Origin of the sequence: Pedobacter vanadiisoli (assembly GCF_042684385.1) — a bacterium.
GTDB classification, from domain to species: domain Bacteria; phylum Bacteroidota; class Bacteroidia; order Sphingobacteriales; family Sphingobacteriaceae; genus Pedobacter; species Pedobacter vanadiisoli.
Genome location: NZ_JBHULL010000004.1, coordinates 22,238 through 43,922, shown reverse-complemented (window position 1 = coordinate 43,922; position 21,685 = coordinate 22,238). Strand labels below are relative to the sequence as shown.

The following is a 21,685-nucleotide window of genomic DNA, read 5'->3' as shown; positions in this document are numbered from 1 at the left end:
TAGAGATTCCAGCTCGCTGTAGGCAGTATTGCGCAACGATTTACATCAAAACTCAAATTCAAGTTGGTTGCTTTCTGGCTTTTCGATTTCCAGCTCATCGTAAAACCGTGATAAAGTAATGCCCAGCAACCTAATCCGGGAGAGGCCGATAGCTGCCTCTTCCAAAAGTTTAACTGCTTCAGTATAAATTACTTCTGCTTGGTTAACCGGTACGGGGAAAGAACGGCTGCGTGTAATGATTTTAAAATCTGAAAACTTGATTTTTAAGGTTATCGTTTTTCCGCTCAGCTGGTATTTTGACAAGCGTTTGGCCACAATTTCGCTGATCTGTTTCAGCAGATCATGCATCACTGCATCATCATTGGTATCTTCTGAAAAGGTATCTTCTGCACCTACCGATTTGGTTTCGCGGTTTGACTGAACCGGGCGGTCATCAATGCCACGAACAATTTTATAATAAAAGCTACCCGATTTGCCGAATTGGGCAACAAGCTGCGCTTCTGTAAGTTTTTTTAAATCTGCACCCGTATTAATCTGCATGGCTTTCATTTTTGCGGCAGTAACCCTGCCTACGCCAAAGAATTTTTCTACAGGTAGTTTTTCCATAAAAGCTTCAATCTTCGATGGGCCAATAAAAGTTAAACCATCGGGTTTGTTCATATCTGAAGCCACTTTGGCCACAAATTTATTGATGGATACGCCTGCCGAAGCCGTTAAGTTTAACTCATCTTTAATCGCATCTTTAATTGATCGCGCAATATCAATGGCCGACCCGATTCCGAGTTTGTCTTCCGTTACATCCAGGTAGGCTTCATCCAGCGAAAGGGGCTCTATAATATCCGTATAGCGGCTAAAAATTTCCCTTATTGCTTTCGAAACCGCGGTATAGGCATCAAAACGTGGATATACGAAAATGGCCGTCGGGCAAAGCTGGTAAGCCTTACTCGATGGCATTGCCGAACGGATCCCATACTGGCGGGCTTCATAACTGGCCGTAGAAACCACCCCACGGCTATCCGGCTTGCCACCAACCACTAAGGGTTTCCCGCGGTATTCAGGGAAATCGCGCTGCTCAACAGATGCATAAAATGCATCCATATCGATGTGGATTATTTTTCTTAAAACCGGTGGGATTAAATCAGGCATGCAATGATCTAAATTTCGTGATTTTTATCAGGATTATTTGCCTGGATTTTTTTTCTTTACATAATATGGAGAGTAATCCGTTTTTATAAGAACGCCAAATACGAATGGTATGCCAATAATACCCGATTGGAGCATTACCACTCTGTAGCAGCGAAGTGGAAAACTGGTGCAAAATTGTTTTGCTGTGGCATTGCGCTCCAAATAGAAATAAGTTTTTCAAATCAGGAAATGAACGGATTGTGGTTCTTGGTGGTATACAGCCCTGCTTTCGCTTATAGTCCTCGCTGCGCTGCGGGCTATTCCGCTCAATCAGGTTTAGGAATAAGGGTTTCTGCACCTTACAACCTCACAAATGAAATGCTGTTTTGGCCACCTAGCCCCGGTTGGAGCATTACTCTGCAGCAATGAGGCATCCCGAACTTTCGGGAAAGCGTAAAAGCGAAAAAAGAGAGGAAATTTTCTGTATTGCACAAGCATTGCGCTCCAAATAGAAATAAGTTTTTCAAATCAGGAAATGAACGGATTGTGGTTCTTGGTGGTATACAGCCCTGCTTTCGCTTATAGTCCTCGCTGCGCTGCGGGCTATTCCGCTCAATCAGGTTTAGGAATAAGGGTTTCTGCACCTTACAACCTCACAAATGAAATGCTGTTTTGGCCACCTAGCCCCGGTTGGAGCGTTACCCTGCAGCAGCAAGGCATGAGGCAGCGAAGCGTATAAGCGGAAAACGGGAGCAAACTCTCTGTAGTGCAGAAGCGTTGCGCTCCCAAATATCAATTAGTGTTTAAAATCAGGAAATGATTAAGCTAATTATCGTATAAAAGGCCTTGAAATGAATTGGAAATAAAGCTTCTAAGCGGCATTACGCTAATCCAATAAAATTTCTACCCTGTTTAGCAACGAATCCATTTCGAATGGCTTTTCCATAAAATCATTTGCACCGGCATCCATTGCAGATTGCCTGATGTCTCTACTGGCCGAGATCATTAAAATAGGGATTTCTCTGTATTGAGGATCGTTTTTTAGCTGCTTGCATATATCCCTGCCGTCGTGTCCACTCATCCAGATATCCAGCATAATCAGATCCGGCTTGTTTTTTACTGCATCTATAACTGCCCCGCCATCATACGTAAATTCAACCTCATAACCCATCACTTCCAAAATCATTGTTACAGCATCAACAATTCCTTCGTCGTCATCGGCAATGAGTATTTTCTTATTCCCCATGTTGTAATTTTATTTCATATGGTTTTGTTTTTCAACCGGTAAATGAGAAGATGATTAATAGTGTATAAATTATTAATGCGGCAAAGATGCTTTTTGTTTTAAAAAAAATGAATATTTATTTAAAGAAATTACGAATAGACTAAGCAACTATTTTTACCGATTGTTTTGTTGCCTGATGACAAATTCATGATCGGATACAAAATCTACAATTTTAAAGCTTATAAAATATTTTGGACATTTATAGTTTATATTTACAGCGTTTATTCAAACTTATTGGGTTTAACAGCCAAAAATGGACAGCATTAATATTAAGAAGTTAGCAGAAGCATTAAATTTATCGACTTCTACAATTTCGAGGGCTTTTAGGGATAATAGTGATATAAATGGTGCTACCAAAGCGCGTATATTAGCCAAGGCAAAAGAATTAAACTATCAGCCCAACCACTACGCCAGTAATTTAAGGGAGCAGAAAAGTAAAACCATTGCAGTTATTGTACCCGAATTAGCCAATAATTATTTCTCGCAGGCCATTCATGGTATTGAACGCGTTGCCCGTGAAAACGGTTACCATATTCTGATTTACGTAACGGATGATGATTATGAAAAAGAAGTAACCTTCATCCGCCACCTGCATAATGGTAGGGCTGATGGCATTATCATGTCGGTTTCAGGAGAGGCCAACGATCATAATTACCTCAATAAATTTGGTGCTAAAAGATTACCCCTGGTATTTTTCGACCGGATTTACGAAGATATTGATACCCCAAGGGTAATTACGAACGATTATAACAGCAGTTTTCTGGCAACAGAACATTTAATTGAGCAGGGTTGCAGCAGGATTGCTTACCTCGTGGTGAATAAAAGCTTATCGATAGGTAAAACCCGTATGCAGGGCTATCTTGATGCATTGGCTAAGTATCAGGTTCCTTTCGATGAAAACCTGATTGTAGATTGCAGCAACAGTTATGAAGAAAATAGCGTAATCATCAAAGAGGCTCTAACGCAATTAAAGCCCGATGGTGTTTTTACTTCTGTTGAGCGTTTGGCTTTTGCCACTTATTATGCGTGTTACGATCTTAAGATCAATATCCCCAATGATTTAAAGGTGATCAGTTTCTCCAGTTTGGAGATTGCGCCTTTGTTAAACCCTTCGCTTACCACCATTACTCAGCCCGCTACTGAAATAGGAGAAGAAGCGGCAAAATTATTGTTTACTATTTTGGGTAATCATGCCGATAGAGACCCGTCAAATGAGGTGGTTTTAACATCTAAAATTATCAAGCGGAATTCCACCATGAATGGCTAAAAAAAGGGCCAAAAAATAAGCTGATTTTTAGCCCGGAATTTTCAAAAAAAATCTTCACTTAGTGTAAAATACGCAGAATTTTGATCAATTTTCGGGAACGTTCCCGAAAATTGATTGAAATTTAGACTGATTTTTTCGGGAACGTTCCCGAAAAAAGTGCTAAAAAACGCTTAGTGTAATTTTTACACTTTAAATTAAAATTTTATATTTTTAATTTATTGATTATTAAGTATTTATAAATAATAAATTTATTTAATGTGGTTTTTAAGTTTTCGAAAAAAGCTAATTTTTAGTTCGATTTTCTTGTCAATATTTCGGCCTGAAATATATTTTTTAAATAAATTTTGAAATATCATTAACAGCTGTAAATTAGGCCTATGTGTAAATCACTATAATATTTAACCAAATTTTTAAACTTAAACGAGCTTCAGATATGAGAATATTTTACCTGTTAAAACAGGGGCTTTTGGTGCTGTTGGTTTTTTCAGCATTAATGGTGAAAGCACAAACCGGATCGGTATCCGGTAAAGTGCTTGATGAAACCGGACTGCCATTGCCTGGCGCTTCTGTAGTTGTTAAAGGAACAACAAGAAGTACATCAACCGATGCTAATGGTAATTTTAAACTAGCAGGATTACCGAACGGTTCGATAACACTGTCTGCGAGTTTCATCGGTTACCAGAGCCTTGATAAAACCGTAAGTATTTCAGCAAATGCTACAGTTAATTTTCAATTGGTACCGGATGCACAAAAACTGAACGAAGTGGTGGTAATCGGTTATGGTACTGCAGAAAAGAAAAACCTGACCGGCTCAATCACTACGGTAAATGCCAAGGATTTCCAGAAAGGTACCATTACCACGCCCGAGCAATTGATCCAGGGTAAGGTAGCGGGTGTAAACATTGTTTCGGGCGGCGGAGCACCAGGTGGCGGTAGTACTATCCGTATCCGTGGAGGTGCCTCACTCAATGCCAGTAACGATCCTTTGATCGTGGTTGATGGAGTGCCTTTCAGCGGTAACAGCATTGGTAATGCACCAAGTCCGTTATCATTGATCAATCCCAATGATATCGAAACCTTTACCGTTTTAAAAGACGCAAATGCCACGGCCATTTATGGATCAAGGGCATCTAATGGGGTAATCCTGATTACCACTAAAAAAGGGGCATCCGGAGAGCCTGTAATCAATTTCAGTACCAATAATTCAATTGCAAGCGTTGCCAAAAAAGTAAATGTACTTACAGGCGATCAGGTGCGGGCCTTTGTAAATGCAAATGGTACTGCTGCCCAAAAAGCATTGCTGGGTACAGCCAGTACCGATTGGCAAAATGAAATTTATCAGAACGCATTCTCTACAGATAACAATTTAAGTATTGCCGGATCTTTAAAAGGTGTGCCTTACCGTGTATCGGCAGGGTATCTTGATCAGGATGGAGTGGTGATTACCAGTAAGTTGAAAAGGGCTACGGGTGCTATATCTGTTGCCCCTCGGTTTTTCACCGATCACCTCAAAGCCGAACTGAACTTAAAAGGTTCTTTAAGCCAGTCGCAATATCCCAACGATGGTGCTATTGGCGCAGCAATTCAGTTCGATCCTACACAATCCGTTTATGCCAACAATAACTATGGCGGGTATTTCGAATGGTTAAGCTCTACCGGTGTGCCTAATCCTAATGCCCCGCGCAATCCGGTAGCCTTAATCAGGCAACAGGATAACCGTGGAAACGCCGGAAGAAGCTTTGGTAACTTGAAATTGGATTATTCTTTCCATTTTTTACCTGAATTACATGCAGTGGTAAACCTGGGTTATGATTATTCAAAAGGTTATGGCCGCACCATCGTGCCCACTTATGCGGCACAGAGCGCATCAACCAGCGGATCATATTCAAACCGGTTAAATACCGAGATGAACAAATTTTCTGAGGCCTATTTAAGTTACGCCAAAACCGTTGAAAGCATTAAAAGTAAATTTGATGTGACTGCTGGTTACGGTTATTACGACGATGCAGTTACCAATTACAACTTCGCTACCTATAAAGGTACCGGAGAACTGTTAACTACGCCTGTTTTTCCTTTTTCAGTTGAGCAGAACAAATTGCTTTCTTATTACGGCCGCTTCAATTATACGCTGAACGAGAAATATATCTTATCAGGTACCATGAGGGCAGATGCTTCCTCTAAATTCGCGCAGAACAACCGTTGGGGTTATTTCCCATCGGTAGGTTTTACCTGGAGAATTATTGGTGAGAATTTCCTCAAAAACAGCGAAACCTTATCTGACCTGAAATTACGCTTAAGCTATGGTGAAACGGGTAACAAGGATGGTATCGGCAATTATGATTACCTTTCTAAATATTACGCCAGCACAAACAATGGTCAGTATCAGGTTGGTAACAATTTCTATAATTATTATAGTCCGGCAGGTTACGATCCTGACTTGAAATGGGAAACCACAACCACTTACAATGCCGGCTTGGATTATGGTTTTATAAAAGGAAGGTTATATGGAAGCATTGATGTTTACTATAAAAAAACCAAGGATCTGTTAAGTACCGTAACTATTCCGGTAGGAACCAACTTCACCAACGTATTAACCACCAATGTGGGTAATATGGATGTACGGGGTGCTGAGGTAAGCTTAAATTATGTGGCCATTAAAACAGCCAATACAAATTGGGAACTGGGAATCAATGCCGCATACAATAAAAGAGAGGTAACCAACCTGACCTTAAATCCAAATTCGGGTTTCAAGATTGATGCTGGTGACATTACCGGAGGTACAGGTATACACCTGAAATACAATGCGGTAAATCAGTTGCCGGGTTCATTCTATGTATATAAACAGGTGTACAATGCCGATGGCAAACCACTTGAAGGTGTTTATCAGGATCTGAACGGCGATGGTAGCATTTCTGCCGCAGACCAGTATTTTTATAAATCGCCTGATCCTAAAGTAATCCTGGGTTTCAACACCTCATTTACTTATAAAAAATGGACAGCAAGCACCGTGTTAAGAGCCAATATCGGTAACTATGTTTACGACAATATTTCGTCAAACTTTGGCATTAGAAATAACGTATTGAGTACCCAGGGAATTCTGAATAACTCCACTTCAGATTTATATGTAACCAACTTCTCAGGAAGTTCAGGGGTGCAGTACCTGAGCGATTATTTTATCAAAAATGCCTCTTTCCTGAAAATGGATAACCTGGGTTTATCTTATAATGTTGGTAAACTGTCGAAAACCGGAAATGCAAACATGCGCATCTCCGCAAACTGCCAAAACGTGTTTGTGGTTTCTAAATACAAGGGAATAGATCCGGAACTGGTTTCAGGTATCGATTATAACCTTTACCCTCGTCCACGTACATATACTTTGGGCTTAAATGTTGGTTTCTAATACTGAACAAAGAAATAGAAAGATGAAAAATTCATTTAAAACGATATTGGCATTGGGTTTTCTGGCAATCAGTTTAAATGCCTGTAAAAAAGAAGATTTAAACCTGAGGCCTACCAATGATGTAACCGCCGAGAATGTTTATGCAACGCCGGCAGGTTATAAAAACAGCTTAGTTAAGCTATACGCAACCTATGCACTTACCAGTCCATCCGGATCTGATAACAGCGATGTAGGCGGTTTGAATGCAGGTTTTGCCGATTTCTTGAGGTTATTCTGGACTTCACAGGAACTGGTAACCGATGAGGCCATCTGTGCCTGGGGCGATGTGGGCATTCCAGAACTGGATTACGGTACACCAAGTCCGGATAACCAGTTTTTGCGCGGATTGTATTCGAGGAGCATTCTGCAGATCACTTTCTGCAATGAGTTTCTCCGCGAAAGTACACCTGAGAAATTAGCCAGCAGAAATATCACGGGAGCCGATGCTACCGCGATCAATCGTTACCGTGCCGAGGCCCGTTTCTTACGTGCCTATCAATATTGGGTATTGATGGATGCTTTCGGAAACCCTCCTTTTATTACTGAGGATGATGCCATTGGTAAAGTAAACCCGAAACAGATTCAAAGGGCCGCTTTATTTACCTATGTAGAATCGGAACTGAAAGCCATTGAGGGCGATTTAGCCGATGCGCGTACCAATGAGTACGGTCGTGCCGATAAAGGGGCCGATTGGGCTTTACTGGCAAGGTTATACCTAAACGCTCAGGTATACACCGGAACAGCTAAATATACCGAGGCCATTACCTATTCGAGCAAGGTGATCAATGCAGGCTATAGCTTAAAAGGAAACTACATGGATTTGTTCAAAGCAGATAATGAAGTGAACAATACCGAAAATATTCTTACCATTAACTATGACGGCATTAACGGTACCAATTATGGCGGAACTACCTTTATTATTAATGCAGCCATTAATGGCGATATGAATCCAACAGCTTACGGGGTACCCAATGGTGGCTGGGGTGGTAACAGGACCAGGCAAAACTTGCCGGCACTTTTTCCTGATGCCAATGGAAGCCAGGATAAACGCGGGGTATTTTTTGGAACAAAAAGAAATGTTGATGCTGTAGGCGAATTTACGGATGGTTTACGTGTAACGAAGTTCAAGAACGTAACCTCTGCCGGTGCAATGGGCCGCTCTCTGAACGGAACTTTCAGCTCACTTGATTTTGCACTATTCCGTTTAGCCGAGCAATATTTGATTTATGGCGAAGCGGTAGCCCGTGGAGGTTCTGGTGGTAGTGCTGCACAAGCATTAACTTATGTAAATCTTTTGCGTCAGCGCGCTTATGGCAATGCCAGTGGAAATGTGTCGGTAGCGGCACTGACGACTGATTTTTATTTAGATGAACGTGCCCGCGAACTATACTGGGAAGGCCATCGCCGTACTGACTTGGTCCGCTATGGTAAATTTACAGGTGCAACCTATCTGTGGCCTTTTAAAGGCGGAGTACAGGCCGGGGCATCTTTACCAGCCTACCGTAATTTGTATCCGCTGCCTTTAGCAGATCTGATTGCAAATCCGAATCTGGTTCAAAATACTGGTTATTAATTTTTAATCTTAAAGAGATGAAATCGATATTCTTCAAAACCCTGGCAGTTGGCCTTATGGCGGTTTCGCTGTGGTCATGTAAAAAAGACGAAACCCAGACCGTTTCAAACATTAGCCCTGCAGGAACATTAACAACATCGGCAACCACGATTAACCTGGTACAATCCAACGCCTCACAGGTGGCATTTACCTTGAGTTATCCGCTTGCCACTTCAACCGGATATGTGGTGCCGGTAAACACCAGCTTACAGTTTGGTTTAAAAGGCACTAATTTTTCTCCGGTAAGAGAAATAGCCGTAACTACTAAAACCTATGCACCAACCGTTACCGAGGTTAACAATATGATTTTGGCACTGGGTGGAAAGGTAGGTAGTGCAGCACAGATCGAGGTGAGGCTAAAATCAGGTGCGGCAGTTAACGATTTAACTTACTCAAACGTAATCACCTTAACCGCTACGCCTTATCTGGCCTCGGCATGGGTTTATGTTCCCGGTGCATATCAGGGCTGGAATCCTGCCACTGCCGATAGTCTGATCTCTGCTTCAAGCAATGGTGTTTATACCGGCATGATCGCCTTTACCCCTGGTAACCTCGAATTTAAAGTTACCCCGGCAAAAAAATGGGATGTAGCTTATGGCGACGCAGGAGGGGGTAAAATCAGCAGCAGTGCAGGCGATAACCTTAAATCGACTGATGCTGTGGTGAAACAGGTAACCGTTGACCTGAATGCGGGTACTTATACCATCGGCGTTCCGAAAGAATGGTCGATTATTGGCGACGCTACCGCAGGTGGCTGGGGCAATGATACCGATATGAAGGTAACCAATGATGGCAAGGCGAACTTTTATACCATTAAAACCACATTAACCACCGGGGCTTTCAAATTTAGGTTTGCCCATGATTGGGGTACAAACCTTGGTGGTAGCTTAAGTACGCTTACGAACGGAGGCGATAATATTGCCGTTACCACTGCCGGCACTTATACCATTACTTTAGATGTGGCGGCCAAAAAAGCCACTATGGTTAAAAACTAATTGTTATACATACCGTCCTGCAGCATTTTTTGCTGTAGGGCATTTTTAAGTTTTAGCATGATCAGACCTCAAACCCTTAAAAAATTTCCATTGCTATTTAATGCTCATACTAATACTTTTTTTAAAAAGATAAGCAGCACCCTTGCGCTTTTGCTTATCCTTTCTTTCAATAGCCTTTTCGGCCAAACACTCGAGCGTATCGAACCGATGTTTTGGTTTACCGGTATGCACAACCCAAAACTGCAATTATTGGTACATGGCGAAAACATTGCCAATACCACTGTGGCCTTAACTTATCCGGGGGTTAAACTCGTTAAGGTTAATAAAGTAGAAAACCCAAATTATTTATTTCTCGATTTAACAGTTGCGCCAACAGCTAAAGCCGGGAAATTCCCGATTAACTTTACTGTTAACGGAAAAAAGATATTGACTTACACTTACGAATTAAAAAACCGCGATAAAAGTGCGGGCAGGATTCAGGGGGTAACCAGCAAAGATTTTATTTACCTGCTCATGCCCGATCGTTTTTCGAACGGCGATAAAAGCAACGATGTGGTTCAGGGCTTAGCTGAAACGGCATTAAACCGTGATAGCATGTACTACCGCCATGGCGGCGATATTCAAGGTGTAATTAACCACCTCGATTACCTGAAAGATTTGGGGATAACTACCGTTTGGATGACACCAGAGGTAGAAAACGACATGCCGCAAGCTTCCTATCACGGCTATGCGGTAACCGATCATTATAAAATAGATCCTCGATATGGCACAAATGCACTTTATAAAAAGTATGTAGAAATTGCCCATGCTAAAGGACTGAAGGTGATTAAAGATGTTGTGCACAACCACATCGGCACCCATCATTGGTTTTATAAAGATTTACCAATGAAAAACTGGTTAAACCAATGGCCAAAATATACCCAAACCAGCTACCGCGATCAAACTTTAATGGATATACATGCATCGGCGGCAGACCGTAAACAGATGCTAGATGGTTGGTTTGTACCTACAATGCCCGATTTAAACCAGCGTAATCCTTATGTGCAAAATTACCTTACGCAAAATCACATCTGGTGGATCGAATATGCTGGTATTGATGGCTTGCGTTTAGATACTTACGGATATAACGATCCGGTTTACATGGCCGATTGGGCTTTAAAAGTTCAGGCAGAATTCCCGCATTTATCTGTTTTTGGCGAAACACTGGTTACTGCGGTGGCGAACCAGGCCTTTTTTACCGGTGGCAATACCGTTAACCGCGGCTTCGATACCCATTTGCAAGGCATCACCGATGCGGCTTTAAAAGATGCGATTTACGAAGGAATAAATGGTAAAAATGGTTGGGTAGACGGAATTAACCGTTTGTATGCCACCCTGGCACACGATTTTCTTTATAAAAACCCAAATACCAACTGCATCTTTTTAGATAACCATGATTTGAGCGGATTTTACTCGATGGTTGGCGAAGATTTCGATAAATATAAAATGGGTATGGGTATCCTGTTAACTATGCGTGGTATTCCGCAGATGTATTATGGAACCGAAATCCTGATGAAAAACTTCTCTAATCCCGATGGTTTGATCCGTTCTGATTTTCCTGGTGGATGGGAGGGCGACAAAAAAGATAAGTTTGTGGCAGATGACCGGACCAACAAAGAGAATGAGGCTTTCAATTTTGTAAAAACACTGGCCAATTTCAGAAAAAACAGTGCTGCACTTCAAACCGGTAATTTGATGCAGTTTGTTCCGCAGGATGATCTTTATGTTTATTTCCGTTACCATGCAGAACCAAAAGGCACTGTAATGGTTATTATAAACAATACAGAAAAAGAAAAAACATTGAATACCGATCGCTTCGCCGAAAGAACAGCAGGAATTACCACAGCTAAAAATGTTATTACCGGCGAAAACATCAATTTTCAAAATATTAAGGTGCCTGCTAAAACCACATTGGTATTGGAATTAAGGTAAAAAAAGCAAAAAGTTGAAGGGGGTAAGGTTACATTTTTATGCCAGATACTCACTACCCGATGCCAAAAAACATAACAAAGATGCAAGATAATAATCATTCAAAACCTTCCGCCTCCCACCTTTCATCTTCCAGCTCAATAAAGGCTTGCCTATTCGATTTGGACGGTGTACTGGTTGATACGGCGGTATACCATTATAAAGCCTGGAAACGCCTGGCCAATACCATGGGCTTCGATTTTACGGAAGAACAGAACGAGCAGTTGAAAGGCGTTAGCCGTGTAGAAAGCTTAAACAAGATTCTCGCCTGGGGCGGGGTAGAAAAAACCGATACAGAAAAAGAAGAACTGGCGGCCTTAAAAAACGGCTGGTACGTAGAGATGATTACCAAAATGACCCCTGCAGAAGTTTTACCCGGAACGGTCGATTTCTTAACCACAATTCATAAAGCCGGTTACAAATTAGCTTTGGGTTCGGCAAGTAAAAACTCGGCAATTATTTTAGAAAAAACAGGTTTGGCCCATTTCTTTGATAAGATTGTGGATGGCAATATGGTAACCAAATCAAAACCCGATCCGGAAGTATTTTTAAAGGGAGCCGAACTTTTAGGCTTTAAACCTGATGAATGTGTGGTTTTTGAAGATGCCGTAGCCGGTGTGGAGGCTGCAAAAAGAGGTGGAATGAAAGCCATCGGTATCGGCGAAAAAAGTGTGCTTGGCCAGGCCGATCTGGTAGTAAGCGGATTAGACAAATTAACAGTTAACGATTTAGAGAATTTATAGGTTTAAGGTGTAGGGTTTAGGTTGAGGACATTGTCTCAAATCTCATATCTCACTACTCAATACTAATTATGAAAAATTACATTAAAGCAGATGAGTGGAATATTATCGAAGAAGGCTTTGATCCACATTTAAATAAAATTTCGGAAAGTATTTTCAGTTTGGGTAATGGACGTATGGGCCAGCGTGCTAATTTTGAAGAAACTTATACCGGAGAAACCCTGCCCGGAAATTATGTTGCAGGTGTTTATTATCCGGATAAAACCCGTGTGGGGTGGTGGAAAAACGGGTATCCGGAATATTTTGCCAAAGTACTAAATGCGGCAAACTGGGTAGGGATCGAAGTAAAACTGGATGACGAAATCCTTGATCTGGCAACAGCTAAGGTTAGTGATTTTAAACGCGTGTTAAACATGCATGCAGGGTATTTAGAACGTACTTTCACAGCCGAATTAAAAAGCGGTAAAACCCTAAAAGTTAAATCGACCCGTTTTTGCAGCATTGCCGATGATGAAGTTGGCGCCATCCGTTACAGCATTACTCCATTAAATTTCGATGGCAGATTAACATTAATGCCCTTTATTGATGGCGATGTTAAAAATCAGGACAGCAACTATGATGAAAAATTCTGGGATAAAATCACAGATGAAATTTCGGGAACAGAAGCTTATATCAAACTAAGAACAAAGAAAACCGCCTTTGAGGTTTGTACAGGAAGTAATGTTGAGCTATATAAAAATGCAGAGAAATTAGCGATCAGTCCGGATGCTGTACGTAAAGAGAAATTTGTCGGGCAAGTTTTTGCCCTGGATGTTAAAGCAAACGAGGAGATCACGCTGATTAAAATTGCAGCGAATTTATCTTCCGAAAATTACCCAAAAGAATCACTTTTAAAAGAAACAAAATCGGTAATTGCCAAAGCCTCTGCTAAAGGTTTTGATACTTTGTTAAAAGAACAAAGCGAAGCCTGGGCAACTAAATGGGAAGAAAGCGATATCATTATTGAGGGCGATGTTTCGGCTCAACAAGCCATCCGTTTTAATATTTTCCAGCTTTTTCAGACCTATACCGGTAAAGATGACCGCTTGAACATTGGTCCGAAGGGATTTACCGGGGAAAAATATGGTGGTTCAACCTATTGGGATACAGAGGCTTATTGCGTGCCTTTTTACCTCGCCACTGCTCCACAGGAAGTTAGTAAAAATCTGCTGGTTTACCGTCATAAACAATTGGGCAAAGCCATAGAAAATGCCGGGAAATTAGGTTTTAAAGACGGTGCAGCATTGTATCCAATGGTAACGATGAACGGCGAAGAATGCCATAACGAATGGGAAATTACTTTCGAAGAGATTCATCGTAACGGGGCCATTGCCTTTGCCATTTTTAATTACATCCGCTACACTGGCGATGAAAGTTATCTTTCTGATTTCGGTTTAGAAGTATTGATCGGTATCGCTCGTTTTTGGAAACAGCGTGTTAACTGGAGCAACGATAAACAGCAATATGTAATGCTTGGCGTAACGGGTCCAAATGAATACGAAAACAACGTAAACAACAATTGGTACACTAATGTTCTGGCAACATGGTGTATGAAATATGCCACCGAAGCAGCCGAAATTGTAAAAACACAACAACCTGAAAAATACGATAGTCTGTTAAAAAACTTAAATTTCGATGAAAAGGAATTTGCCGATTGGGCCGATATCATTGAGAAAATGTATTATCCACAAGATGAAAAATTGGGCATTTTCTTACAACAGGATGGATATTTAGATAAAGAACAAACTTTAGTAAAAGACCTGCCGGCAAGCGAAAGACCAATTAACCAGAAATGGAGCTGGGACAGGATTTTACGCTCGTGTTTTATTAAACAGGCCGATGTTTTACAGGGATTATATTTCTTTGAAGAAGATTACGACCAGGAAACATTGAAACGCAACTTCGATTTTTATGAGCCTCGTACCGTGCACGAAAGTTCATTGTCGCCTTGCGTACATAGTATTTTGGCCGCAAAATTAAACGACGAAGCCCGTGCTTACGAATTTTATTTACGTACTGCCCGTTTAGACTTAGACGATTATAACAACGATACCGAAGATGGTTTGCACATCACTTCTATGGCCGGCACTTGGATGAGTGTAGTAGAAGGTTTTGCAGGTATGCGTGTACGCGATGGTAAACTGCAGTTTAATCCTTTCTTGCCAGGCAAATGGAAGTCTTTCTCTTTTACTATTGGTTTCAGGGGAGCTACCTTAAAAATCAACATTGCCGAAAACGGTATCAGTATTAAGAACCATGCCTCCATCGATTTGGAAATCGGTATCCGAAACCAGGTATATAAATTGGCAGGAAATACCGAAATTGAAGTAAATAATGCCGAGTTGGTATGATTGTAGAGGTAAAATGTAAAATGAAAAATGCCACTTCCCTGATGAATGATCATTGCGCGGAGGAGCAGCAGAGCAATCTTAAAGCGGTTGTTTACATGGTGGTAATTTTCTTTTTAGTTATTTCAACATCATCCTTTGCACAAAAACAGTATGCCCACATGAACGATAAACAGGTCGTTATATACCAGTTGTTGCCCCGTTTGTTCGGAAATAAAAGCACTGCCAATATCCCTTACGGTACCATTGAACAAAATGGTTCGGGTAAGTTTAATGACATTACCGGTAAGGCACTCGATGGTATAAAAGAGCTTCATGCAAATTATGTTTGGTATACAGGCGTTATTGCCCACGCCAGCCTTACCGATTATTCGGCTTATGGAATCAAGGTTGATCATGCCAGTGTGGTGAAAGGAAGGGCGGGTTCGCCTTACGCTATACGCGATTATTACGATGTAGATCCCGATTTAGCCGTTGATGTTAAAAACAGGATGAAAGAATTTGAGGCTTTGGTTAAAAGAACACACGACAGCAATTTGAAGGTGTTGATCGATTTTGTACCCAACCATGTTGCCCGGAGCTATCATTCTTATGCAAAACCTGAAGGAATAACCGATTTTGGGGCTAAAGACGATGTAACCCGGGCATTTAGTCCCGAGAACGATTTTTATTATATCCCGGGCCAGGCTTTGGTGGTTCCTGCGGGTGCACAAAAAACACCACTTTCCATACATCAGGATGCTCCGTATCAAGAAAATCCTGCAAAAGCAACTGGCAATAATGTATTTTCAGCAAAGCCCAAATACGACGATTGGTACGAAACCATTAAGTTGAATTACGGCATAGATTACCAGAATGGCAAAAAACAATATTTTGATCCCATTCCACCGGTTTGGCTAAAAATGCGCGATATTTTAACCTACTGGACCAATAAGGGGGTAGATGGCTTTAGGTGTGATATGGCCGAAATGGTACCCATTGCTTTTTGGAGCTGGGTCATTCCACAGGTTAAAAAAGTGAATCCTGATTTAATTTTTATCGGAGAGGCCTACAATCCAAAAGTTTACAAACAATATTTAGATGAAGGTAAATTTGATTACCTCTATGATAAAGTGGGTTTATACGATGGACTTAAAAAACTGGTCAGAAATGAACCAGTTGCAGATGTAGCAGCGATTAAACATGTGTGGCAGGTAGAGAGTGCGGGTTTTGGCAAACATATGTTACGCTTTTTAGAAAATCACGATGAGGAGCGCATTGCATCAGCCGGATTTGCGGGCAAGGCCGAACTGGCTTTACCGGCCATGGTGGTTTCGGCAACCCTTGGGGGCGGACCGGTGATGCTTTATTTTGGCCAGGAAGTTGGAGAACCGGGGAAAGGACAAGAGGGGTTTGGTGGTGATGATAACCGCACCACGATTTTCGATTACTGGGGTGTTCCCAATCACCAGAAGTGGATGAACGGCGGCTTGTTCGACGGCCGGAAATTAAATGCTGCTCAGCAAAATTTAAGGGCTTATTACAAGCAATTATTAAAAGTAACTTCAACAAGTGATGCCGTCATCAATGGTGGGATTTATGAGGTGCCTGTAACTGGAAATATGAATAACCGCATGTATGCTTTTATCCGTTACTCGGGCAAGCAGCGCTTGTTGGTGGTGGCCAATTTCGACCGGAACCAAACTTTAACCGCCAATATCGAAATCCCTGATCAGATTTTAAAGGTAAAACCTTCATCACCAGTTACTGAGCTCATAACCGATAAAAAATTGAATATCCCACCAGGAACAAGCATACCTGTAACCTTGGCGCCGGTTAGTGCTCAGGTGATTGAATTTTAATAGTCTGTGTCGAACGTCTGGCGCCCCGCGTTGGCGATTTACAGATGAATGGCATTGAAATTAATTTAATTAAACCAAATTAGAACGCCATGCGCCCCGCGCTAAGCGCTTAAACGAAACAAAATGAGCTTAAAAACAATATTCGAAAACCCTAAATTAACCTTGGCACAAATTATCAATATGAGTGTGGGGTTTTTCGGGATCCAGTTCGGTTGGGATTTACAACGCGCCAACATGGGCCGTATTTACGAAAATCTTGGTGCCAATCCAGATCAGGTTCCATTATTGTTTTTAGCAGCACCTTTAACCGGCCTGTTGGTGCAGCCCATTATCGGTTATTTAAGCGATCGCACCTGGCATCCAAAATGGGGCAGAAGAAGACCTTATTTTATGATTGGGGCCATTGTAAGCAGTATTGCTTTAATTTTTATGCCACATAGCAGTGCATTATGGATGGCCGCTGGTTTACTTTGGATTCTGGATGTTTTTGGAAATATTGCAATGGAACCTTTCCGGGCTTTTGTTACCGATAAATTACCCGATAGCCAGGTTAACAGGGGTTTTATTATGCAGAGCATGATGATTGGTTTAGGAGGCAGCGTGGCTTCGGCCTTACCGTGGATCATGAACAATATCTTCCACCTTACCAATACAGCAGAGCAGGGAACTATTCCTGAAAACGTAAAGTTTTCTTTTTACATCGGTGCATTTTTCTTTTTTGCTGCGGTATTATGGACAGTGCTTACCACCAAAGAATACCCGCCACAGGATGTAGATTTTAAAGAAAAGGTAAAAGAAAGCAATAAAGGTTTTGGTGGCGGTGCAAGTGAAATTTTTCACGCCTTGAGGAATATGCCCAAAAGAATGCAGGTAGTTTCTTTGGTACAGTTTTTTACCTGGCCAGGTTTGTTTTTAATGTGGTTTTACTACACTACAGCTGTTGCTGTTAATGTTTTTGGCGGTAAGGATGCAGCTGATCCCGTTTATGCGCAGGGTGCAGATTTTGGCAGTTTAACCTTGGCCTATTACAGTGTGGTTACCTTCCTCTTTGCTTTAATACTCCCTAAAATTGCCGATACACTTGGCCGTAAAACCACCCACGCCCTGTGTTTAATCTGCGGCGCAGCTGGTTTAATCAGCGTAGCCTGGGTACACGACAAAAACATGTTGTACCTCTGCATGACGGGGGTGGGCATTGCCTGGGCGAGTATCCTTTCTATGCCATACGCCATGTTAAGCGGTTCGCTACCTAAAGATAAAATCGGGATCTACATGGGCATCTTCAACTTTTTTATTGTATTGCCGGAGATTATTGCCTCCTTAGGTTTTGGTTGGTTAATGCGTAATGTACTCCATAACGACAGGCTTTTGGCAGTTCAACTGGGGGGTGGCTTAATGATTTTAGCTGCTGTAATCTGTTATGTATTTATCCGTGAACCAAAGAAAACAGACGAAGTTTTGGCTTCAAAACTAGAAGTGGAAGAAAATAGGTCTGTGTAAACTATTCTTTGGTCTGTGTCCATACAGACCAGTAAAGATATAAATAGGTCAATATAAGATATCAATGGGCTGTGTGTTTACAACTCATTAACCACATTAATGATATTTCAGTCTGTGAAGACACAGATCGATAGAATTGCGAATCACAAAGCAATCTTACTACGATCGCTTTGTGCATTACAATGATATAAATTAATACAAAATCTCTAACCAAATGAAAAAAATTATCTACCTGTTGCTATTGGTAACAGCGTTTAATACTGCCTGTAAAAAAGCATTAACAGATGCTAGCTTAGAACCAACACCAACAACCCAAACAGCAGCCTTGCCTGCGGGAGCTAAAGATGGCGTGGTATTTATCAATAACGGAACATCGGCTATTGTAAGCTTGTATGCACCCAATAAAAAATCAGTCTCATTGATTGGTGAATTTAACGATTGGTCTACGACTACTTTACCCATGAAAAATACACCTGATGGAAATTATTGGTGGATTCAGGTTGATAATCTAAATCCGACTACTGAATATGCCTATCAGTTTTATGTTGATGGAAACCTAAAGGTTGCCGATCCTTATTGCGAGAAAGTGCTTGATCCTGATAACGATAAATACATTACTGCAGCAACGTATCCAAATTTAAAAATCTATCCAGCAGGTAAAACAACAGGAATTGTAAGTGTAATGCAAGCTAATCAGCCACTTTATACCTGGAAAAATGCCGGCTTTACCCGTCCTGCTAAAGATAACCTGGTAATTTACGAATTGCTCATCCGCGATTTTACTGCCGAGCATAATTACGCATCAACTTTGGCCAAACTCGATTATTTAACAGGTTTGGGCATCAACGCAATTGAGTTAATGCCGGTAAATGAATTTGAAGGGAATTTAAGCTGGGGTTATAATCCTTCTTTTTATTTTGCACCCGATAAATATTATGGTACCAAAGTGGCTTTGCAAAACTTTATCGATGAATGCCATGGCCGCGGCATTGCCGTAATTATGGATATGGTATTAAATCATTCTTTTGGCCAATCGCCTATGGTGCAATTGTATTTCGATGGTTCAAAACCTACTGCAAATAGCCCGTGGTTTAATGTTGATGCCAAACATCCTTTTAATGTGGGTTACGATTTTAACCATGAAAGCCAAGCCACCAAAAAATTCTCGAAAGATGTAATGAAATTTTGGATGCAGCAATATAAAATTGATGGCTTCCGTTTCGATCTTTCTAAAGGTTTTACCCAGAAAGCATCAACCGATGATGCGCAGTTCAGGTTATACGATGCTGGTCGTATCGCCATCTGGAAAGACTATAATGGTTACATCAAAAGTTTAGATCCCAGTTTTTATGTGATTTTAGAGCATTTTGCTGAAGAATCGGAAGAAAAAGTTTTGGCCGATGATGGCATGATGCTTTGGAACAACATGAATTATAACATGAACGAAGCAACCATGGGTTGGTTAGATAATTCTAATTTTCAGTGGGGTTTTTATGCCAATCATGGTTTTACCAGATCAGAGAATTTGGTTGGCTATGGCGAAAGTCACGACGAGGAGCGGTTAAACTTTAAGAATATTACCTATGGAAATGCTTCAGGTAGTTATGTAATTAAAGGAAATTTGGCCACCTCATTAAAAAGGGAAGAATTGGCAGCAGCTTTCCTCTTCAGCATTCCCGGGCCAAAAATGATCTGGCAGTTTGGAGAACTGGGTTACGATATTAACATCGATTTTAATGGAAGAACAGGAGAAAAACCTATTAAATGGGATTATTACGCAGATCCGAACCGTAAAGCTTTGTACGATGCTTATGCCAGGTTTATCAGGCTGAAAAAGAACAACAGTATTTTTAATTCAATAAACTCTGCTTATAGTCTTGCCGGAGGAATTAAATACATCAGATTAACAGAAGGTTCAAATACCGTTGTAGTAGTAGGCAATTTTGATGTAGTGAGCCAGACGGCCCATATTGATTTTGGTTCGTCGGGAGTTTGGGTAGATGCGGTCGGAAGCAGTATTAACCTTGCATCTAATAGTTATAACAGAACGCTGGCGCCGGGTGAATATCATATTTACAGTAAAACGGCTTTAAAGTAATATCTACCTCTCTGGTTTTCAAAACCTGAGAGGTTTTTTTTTAGATTCAACAATCTGCAGGTATAATCTTGTTGTTTTTAGTTAATATTGTGATAACAACTAACAGGTTAATGAGCAGTAAACTAACGCATCACTTATTATGGGAACGGTTACGGATTGGCGATAAAGATGCATTTTTTGATCTGTACGCAGCGCTTTATTACCCGCTCGTCAATTTCGGTATCAGGGTTTGTGCCGATGCCGATACTGCCAGTGAAGCTACAGATCTTGTTTTTACCACCATTTGGGAGAAACACGAAAGCTTAACCCGTGTAGATCATGTTGAAGCCTATCTGCGTACTTTTCTTAAACGTAAACTGCTCAGAATATTAGAAAGAAAGCGCAAAATTAACGATGCGCTTTTTAATGCCGGGGCCGATGGCGATTGGATGGAAATGAGCTACGAAGAGTTTATTGTTAAGGTGCAAAGCGACGAATTGGTTCAGCATCAGCTCAAAAATGCATTGGAAAAACTCACCTTTAAGCAAAAACAGCTCATCCATTTAAAATTTTTTGAAGGTTTAAGCTATGAGCAGATTGCCGAACAAAGCAACCAAACCATAAAAACGGCATATAATACCATTTACGATGCGCTTAAAATTCTGAGGAAAGAATTTAATGCGTAAACCTCGTTGTTTCGTCATCCCGATTGCAGCGCAGCGGAATAGAGAGATCTTTATTCATCTTAAAACTTCCAAAGCCTCCCTTACGATCAATCTCTTTATAACTTCTCATTTGGACAGAAAATATGCGTTAACGATAGAAGCGGCATCCTTTTGGTGTCATCCTGAGCCGGGTCGAAGGAAAGCCAAAAGATACAGCGGATAGCGTGTTAAACGCTCAAAAATTAATAACTTAAAACTGCTAAAGTCTTTCTATTCTCACAGTTTGCCAGTTTGAGATAATGGGTTTTATATTTTGAAAACGAACATTCCAAGCTCCGTAGGTGCTGTAGTCCCGTTATTCACTTCAATCTTTTTATTGCAGATAAACGGTATAGTTAAATATTGTTATTAAGCAATAAAAAGGATTTTCGTTACTACCGGGTTTAGGAATAGGAGGCTGGTGGTTCTTGGCGATCTAATCCCCTTCGAACAGTAAGTTATTTATTCTGCACCCTGCAACCCCAAATAGTAATACAGGCTGCGCCACCTAAACCTGATAGAAGCGGACATCGAACGCAGTGAGATAAAGCGGATAGCAGGACTATCGTACCCAAACGCTTCTGCAATTGCTTTCCATAAAAAATAAAAACCGCTTGAACCGGTAGCGGATCAACTCCTTTGTATCTTTTAATCTGCATTTCTGCAAATTAAATTTCTTTATCAAATCCACTTTCAGGGCACATAT

Annotated in this window: 13 protein-coding genes; 11 read left to right on the top strand and 2 right to left on the bottom strand. The window is 41.0% G+C overall.

What is annotated here, in order from left to right:
• Positions 1–45: 45 nt before the first annotated feature.
• Positions 46–1,146 (bottom strand): DNA polymerase IV, encoded by a 1,101-nt coding sequence (dinB, locus tag ACFSR6_RS03675; protein ID WP_379075096.1) that lies wholly within the window; start codon positions 1,144–1,146, stop codon positions 46–48.
• A gap of 865 nt (positions 1,147–2,011) precedes the next feature.
• Entirely contained in the window at positions 2,012–2,371 is a 360-nt protein-coding gene (locus ACFSR6_RS03670; protein ID WP_379075093.1) for a response regulator, read from the bottom strand.
• Positions 2,372–2,663: 292 nt separating this feature from the next.
• On the opposite strand from ACFSR6_RS03670, the gene ACFSR6_RS03665 reads away from it, so the two are divergent.
• The 11 genes from ACFSR6_RS03665 to ACFSR6_RS03615 all read left to right on the top strand — a co-directional run bounded on the left by ACFSR6_RS03665 (position 2,664) and on the right by ACFSR6_RS03615 (position 20,961).
• Positions 2,664–3,677, top strand: coding sequence for a LacI family DNA-binding transcriptional regulator (locus ACFSR6_RS03665; RefSeq protein ID WP_379075091.1), 1,014 nt, complete (start codon positions 2,664–2,666; stop codon positions 3,675–3,677).
• 433 nt (positions 3,678–4,110) lie between these two features.
• The gene (locus tag ACFSR6_RS03660; RefSeq protein WP_379075088.1) at positions 4,111–7,077 is read left to right on the top strand and encodes a SusC/RagA family TonB-linked outer membrane protein; all 2,967 of its coding nucleotides are present in this window, start codon (positions 4,111–4,113) and stop codon (positions 7,075–7,077) included.
• Between the two features lie 22 nt (positions 7,078–7,099).
• Positions 7,100–8,689, top strand: a complete 1,590-nt coding sequence (locus ACFSR6_RS03655) for a RagB/SusD family nutrient uptake outer membrane protein (RefSeq protein ID WP_379075085.1) — start codon at positions 7,100–7,102, stop codon at positions 8,687–8,689.
• 17 nt (positions 8,690–8,706) lie between these two features.
• Positions 8,707–9,723, top strand: a complete 1,017-nt coding sequence (locus ACFSR6_RS03650) for a SusE domain-containing protein (protein ID WP_379075082.1) — start codon at positions 8,707–8,709, stop codon at positions 9,721–9,723.
• Between the two features lie 57 nt (positions 9,724–9,780).
• Positions 9,781–11,694 carry a glycoside hydrolase family 13 protein gene (locus ACFSR6_RS03645; RefSeq protein ID WP_379075080.1) on the top strand — a complete coding sequence of 638 codons (1,914 nt, stop codon included), beginning with the start codon at positions 9,781–9,783 and terminating at the stop codon, positions 11,692–11,694.
• Between the two features lie 80 nt (positions 11,695–11,774).
• On the top strand, positions 11,775–12,473 hold the full coding sequence (gene pgmB, locus ACFSR6_RS03640) for a beta-phosphoglucomutase (RefSeq protein WP_379075077.1): 699 nt from the start codon (positions 11,775–11,777) through the stop codon (positions 12,471–12,473).
• 68 nt (positions 12,474–12,541) lie between these two features.
• Positions 12,542–14,860, top strand: coding sequence for a glycoside hydrolase family 65 protein (locus ACFSR6_RS03635; RefSeq protein ID WP_379075075.1), 2,319 nt, complete (start codon positions 12,542–12,544; stop codon positions 14,858–14,860).
• Positions 14,857–16,698, top strand: a complete 1,842-nt coding sequence (locus ACFSR6_RS03630) for an alpha-amylase family glycosyl hydrolase (protein WP_379075072.1) — start codon at positions 14,857–14,859, stop codon at positions 16,696–16,698. The genes ACFSR6_RS03635 and ACFSR6_RS03630 overlap by 4 nt, the downstream gene beginning before the upstream one ends.
• 123 nt (positions 16,699–16,821) lie before the next feature.
• The gene (locus ACFSR6_RS03625; protein WP_379075069.1) at positions 16,822–18,198 is read left to right on the top strand and encodes an MFS transporter; all 1,377 of its coding nucleotides are present in this window, start codon (positions 16,822–16,824) and stop codon (positions 18,196–18,198) included.
• Positions 18,199–18,412: 214 nt separating this feature from the next.
• Positions 18,413–20,296, top strand: a complete 1,884-nt coding sequence (locus ACFSR6_RS03620) for an alpha-amylase family glycosyl hydrolase (protein WP_379075066.1) — start codon at positions 18,413–18,415, stop codon at positions 20,294–20,296.
• A gap of 110 nt (positions 20,297–20,406) precedes the next feature.
• Positions 20,407–20,961, top strand: coding sequence for an RNA polymerase sigma factor (locus ACFSR6_RS03615; protein ID WP_183765225.1), 555 nt, complete (start codon positions 20,407–20,409; stop codon positions 20,959–20,961).
• Positions 20,962–21,685 lie beyond the last annotated feature (724 nt).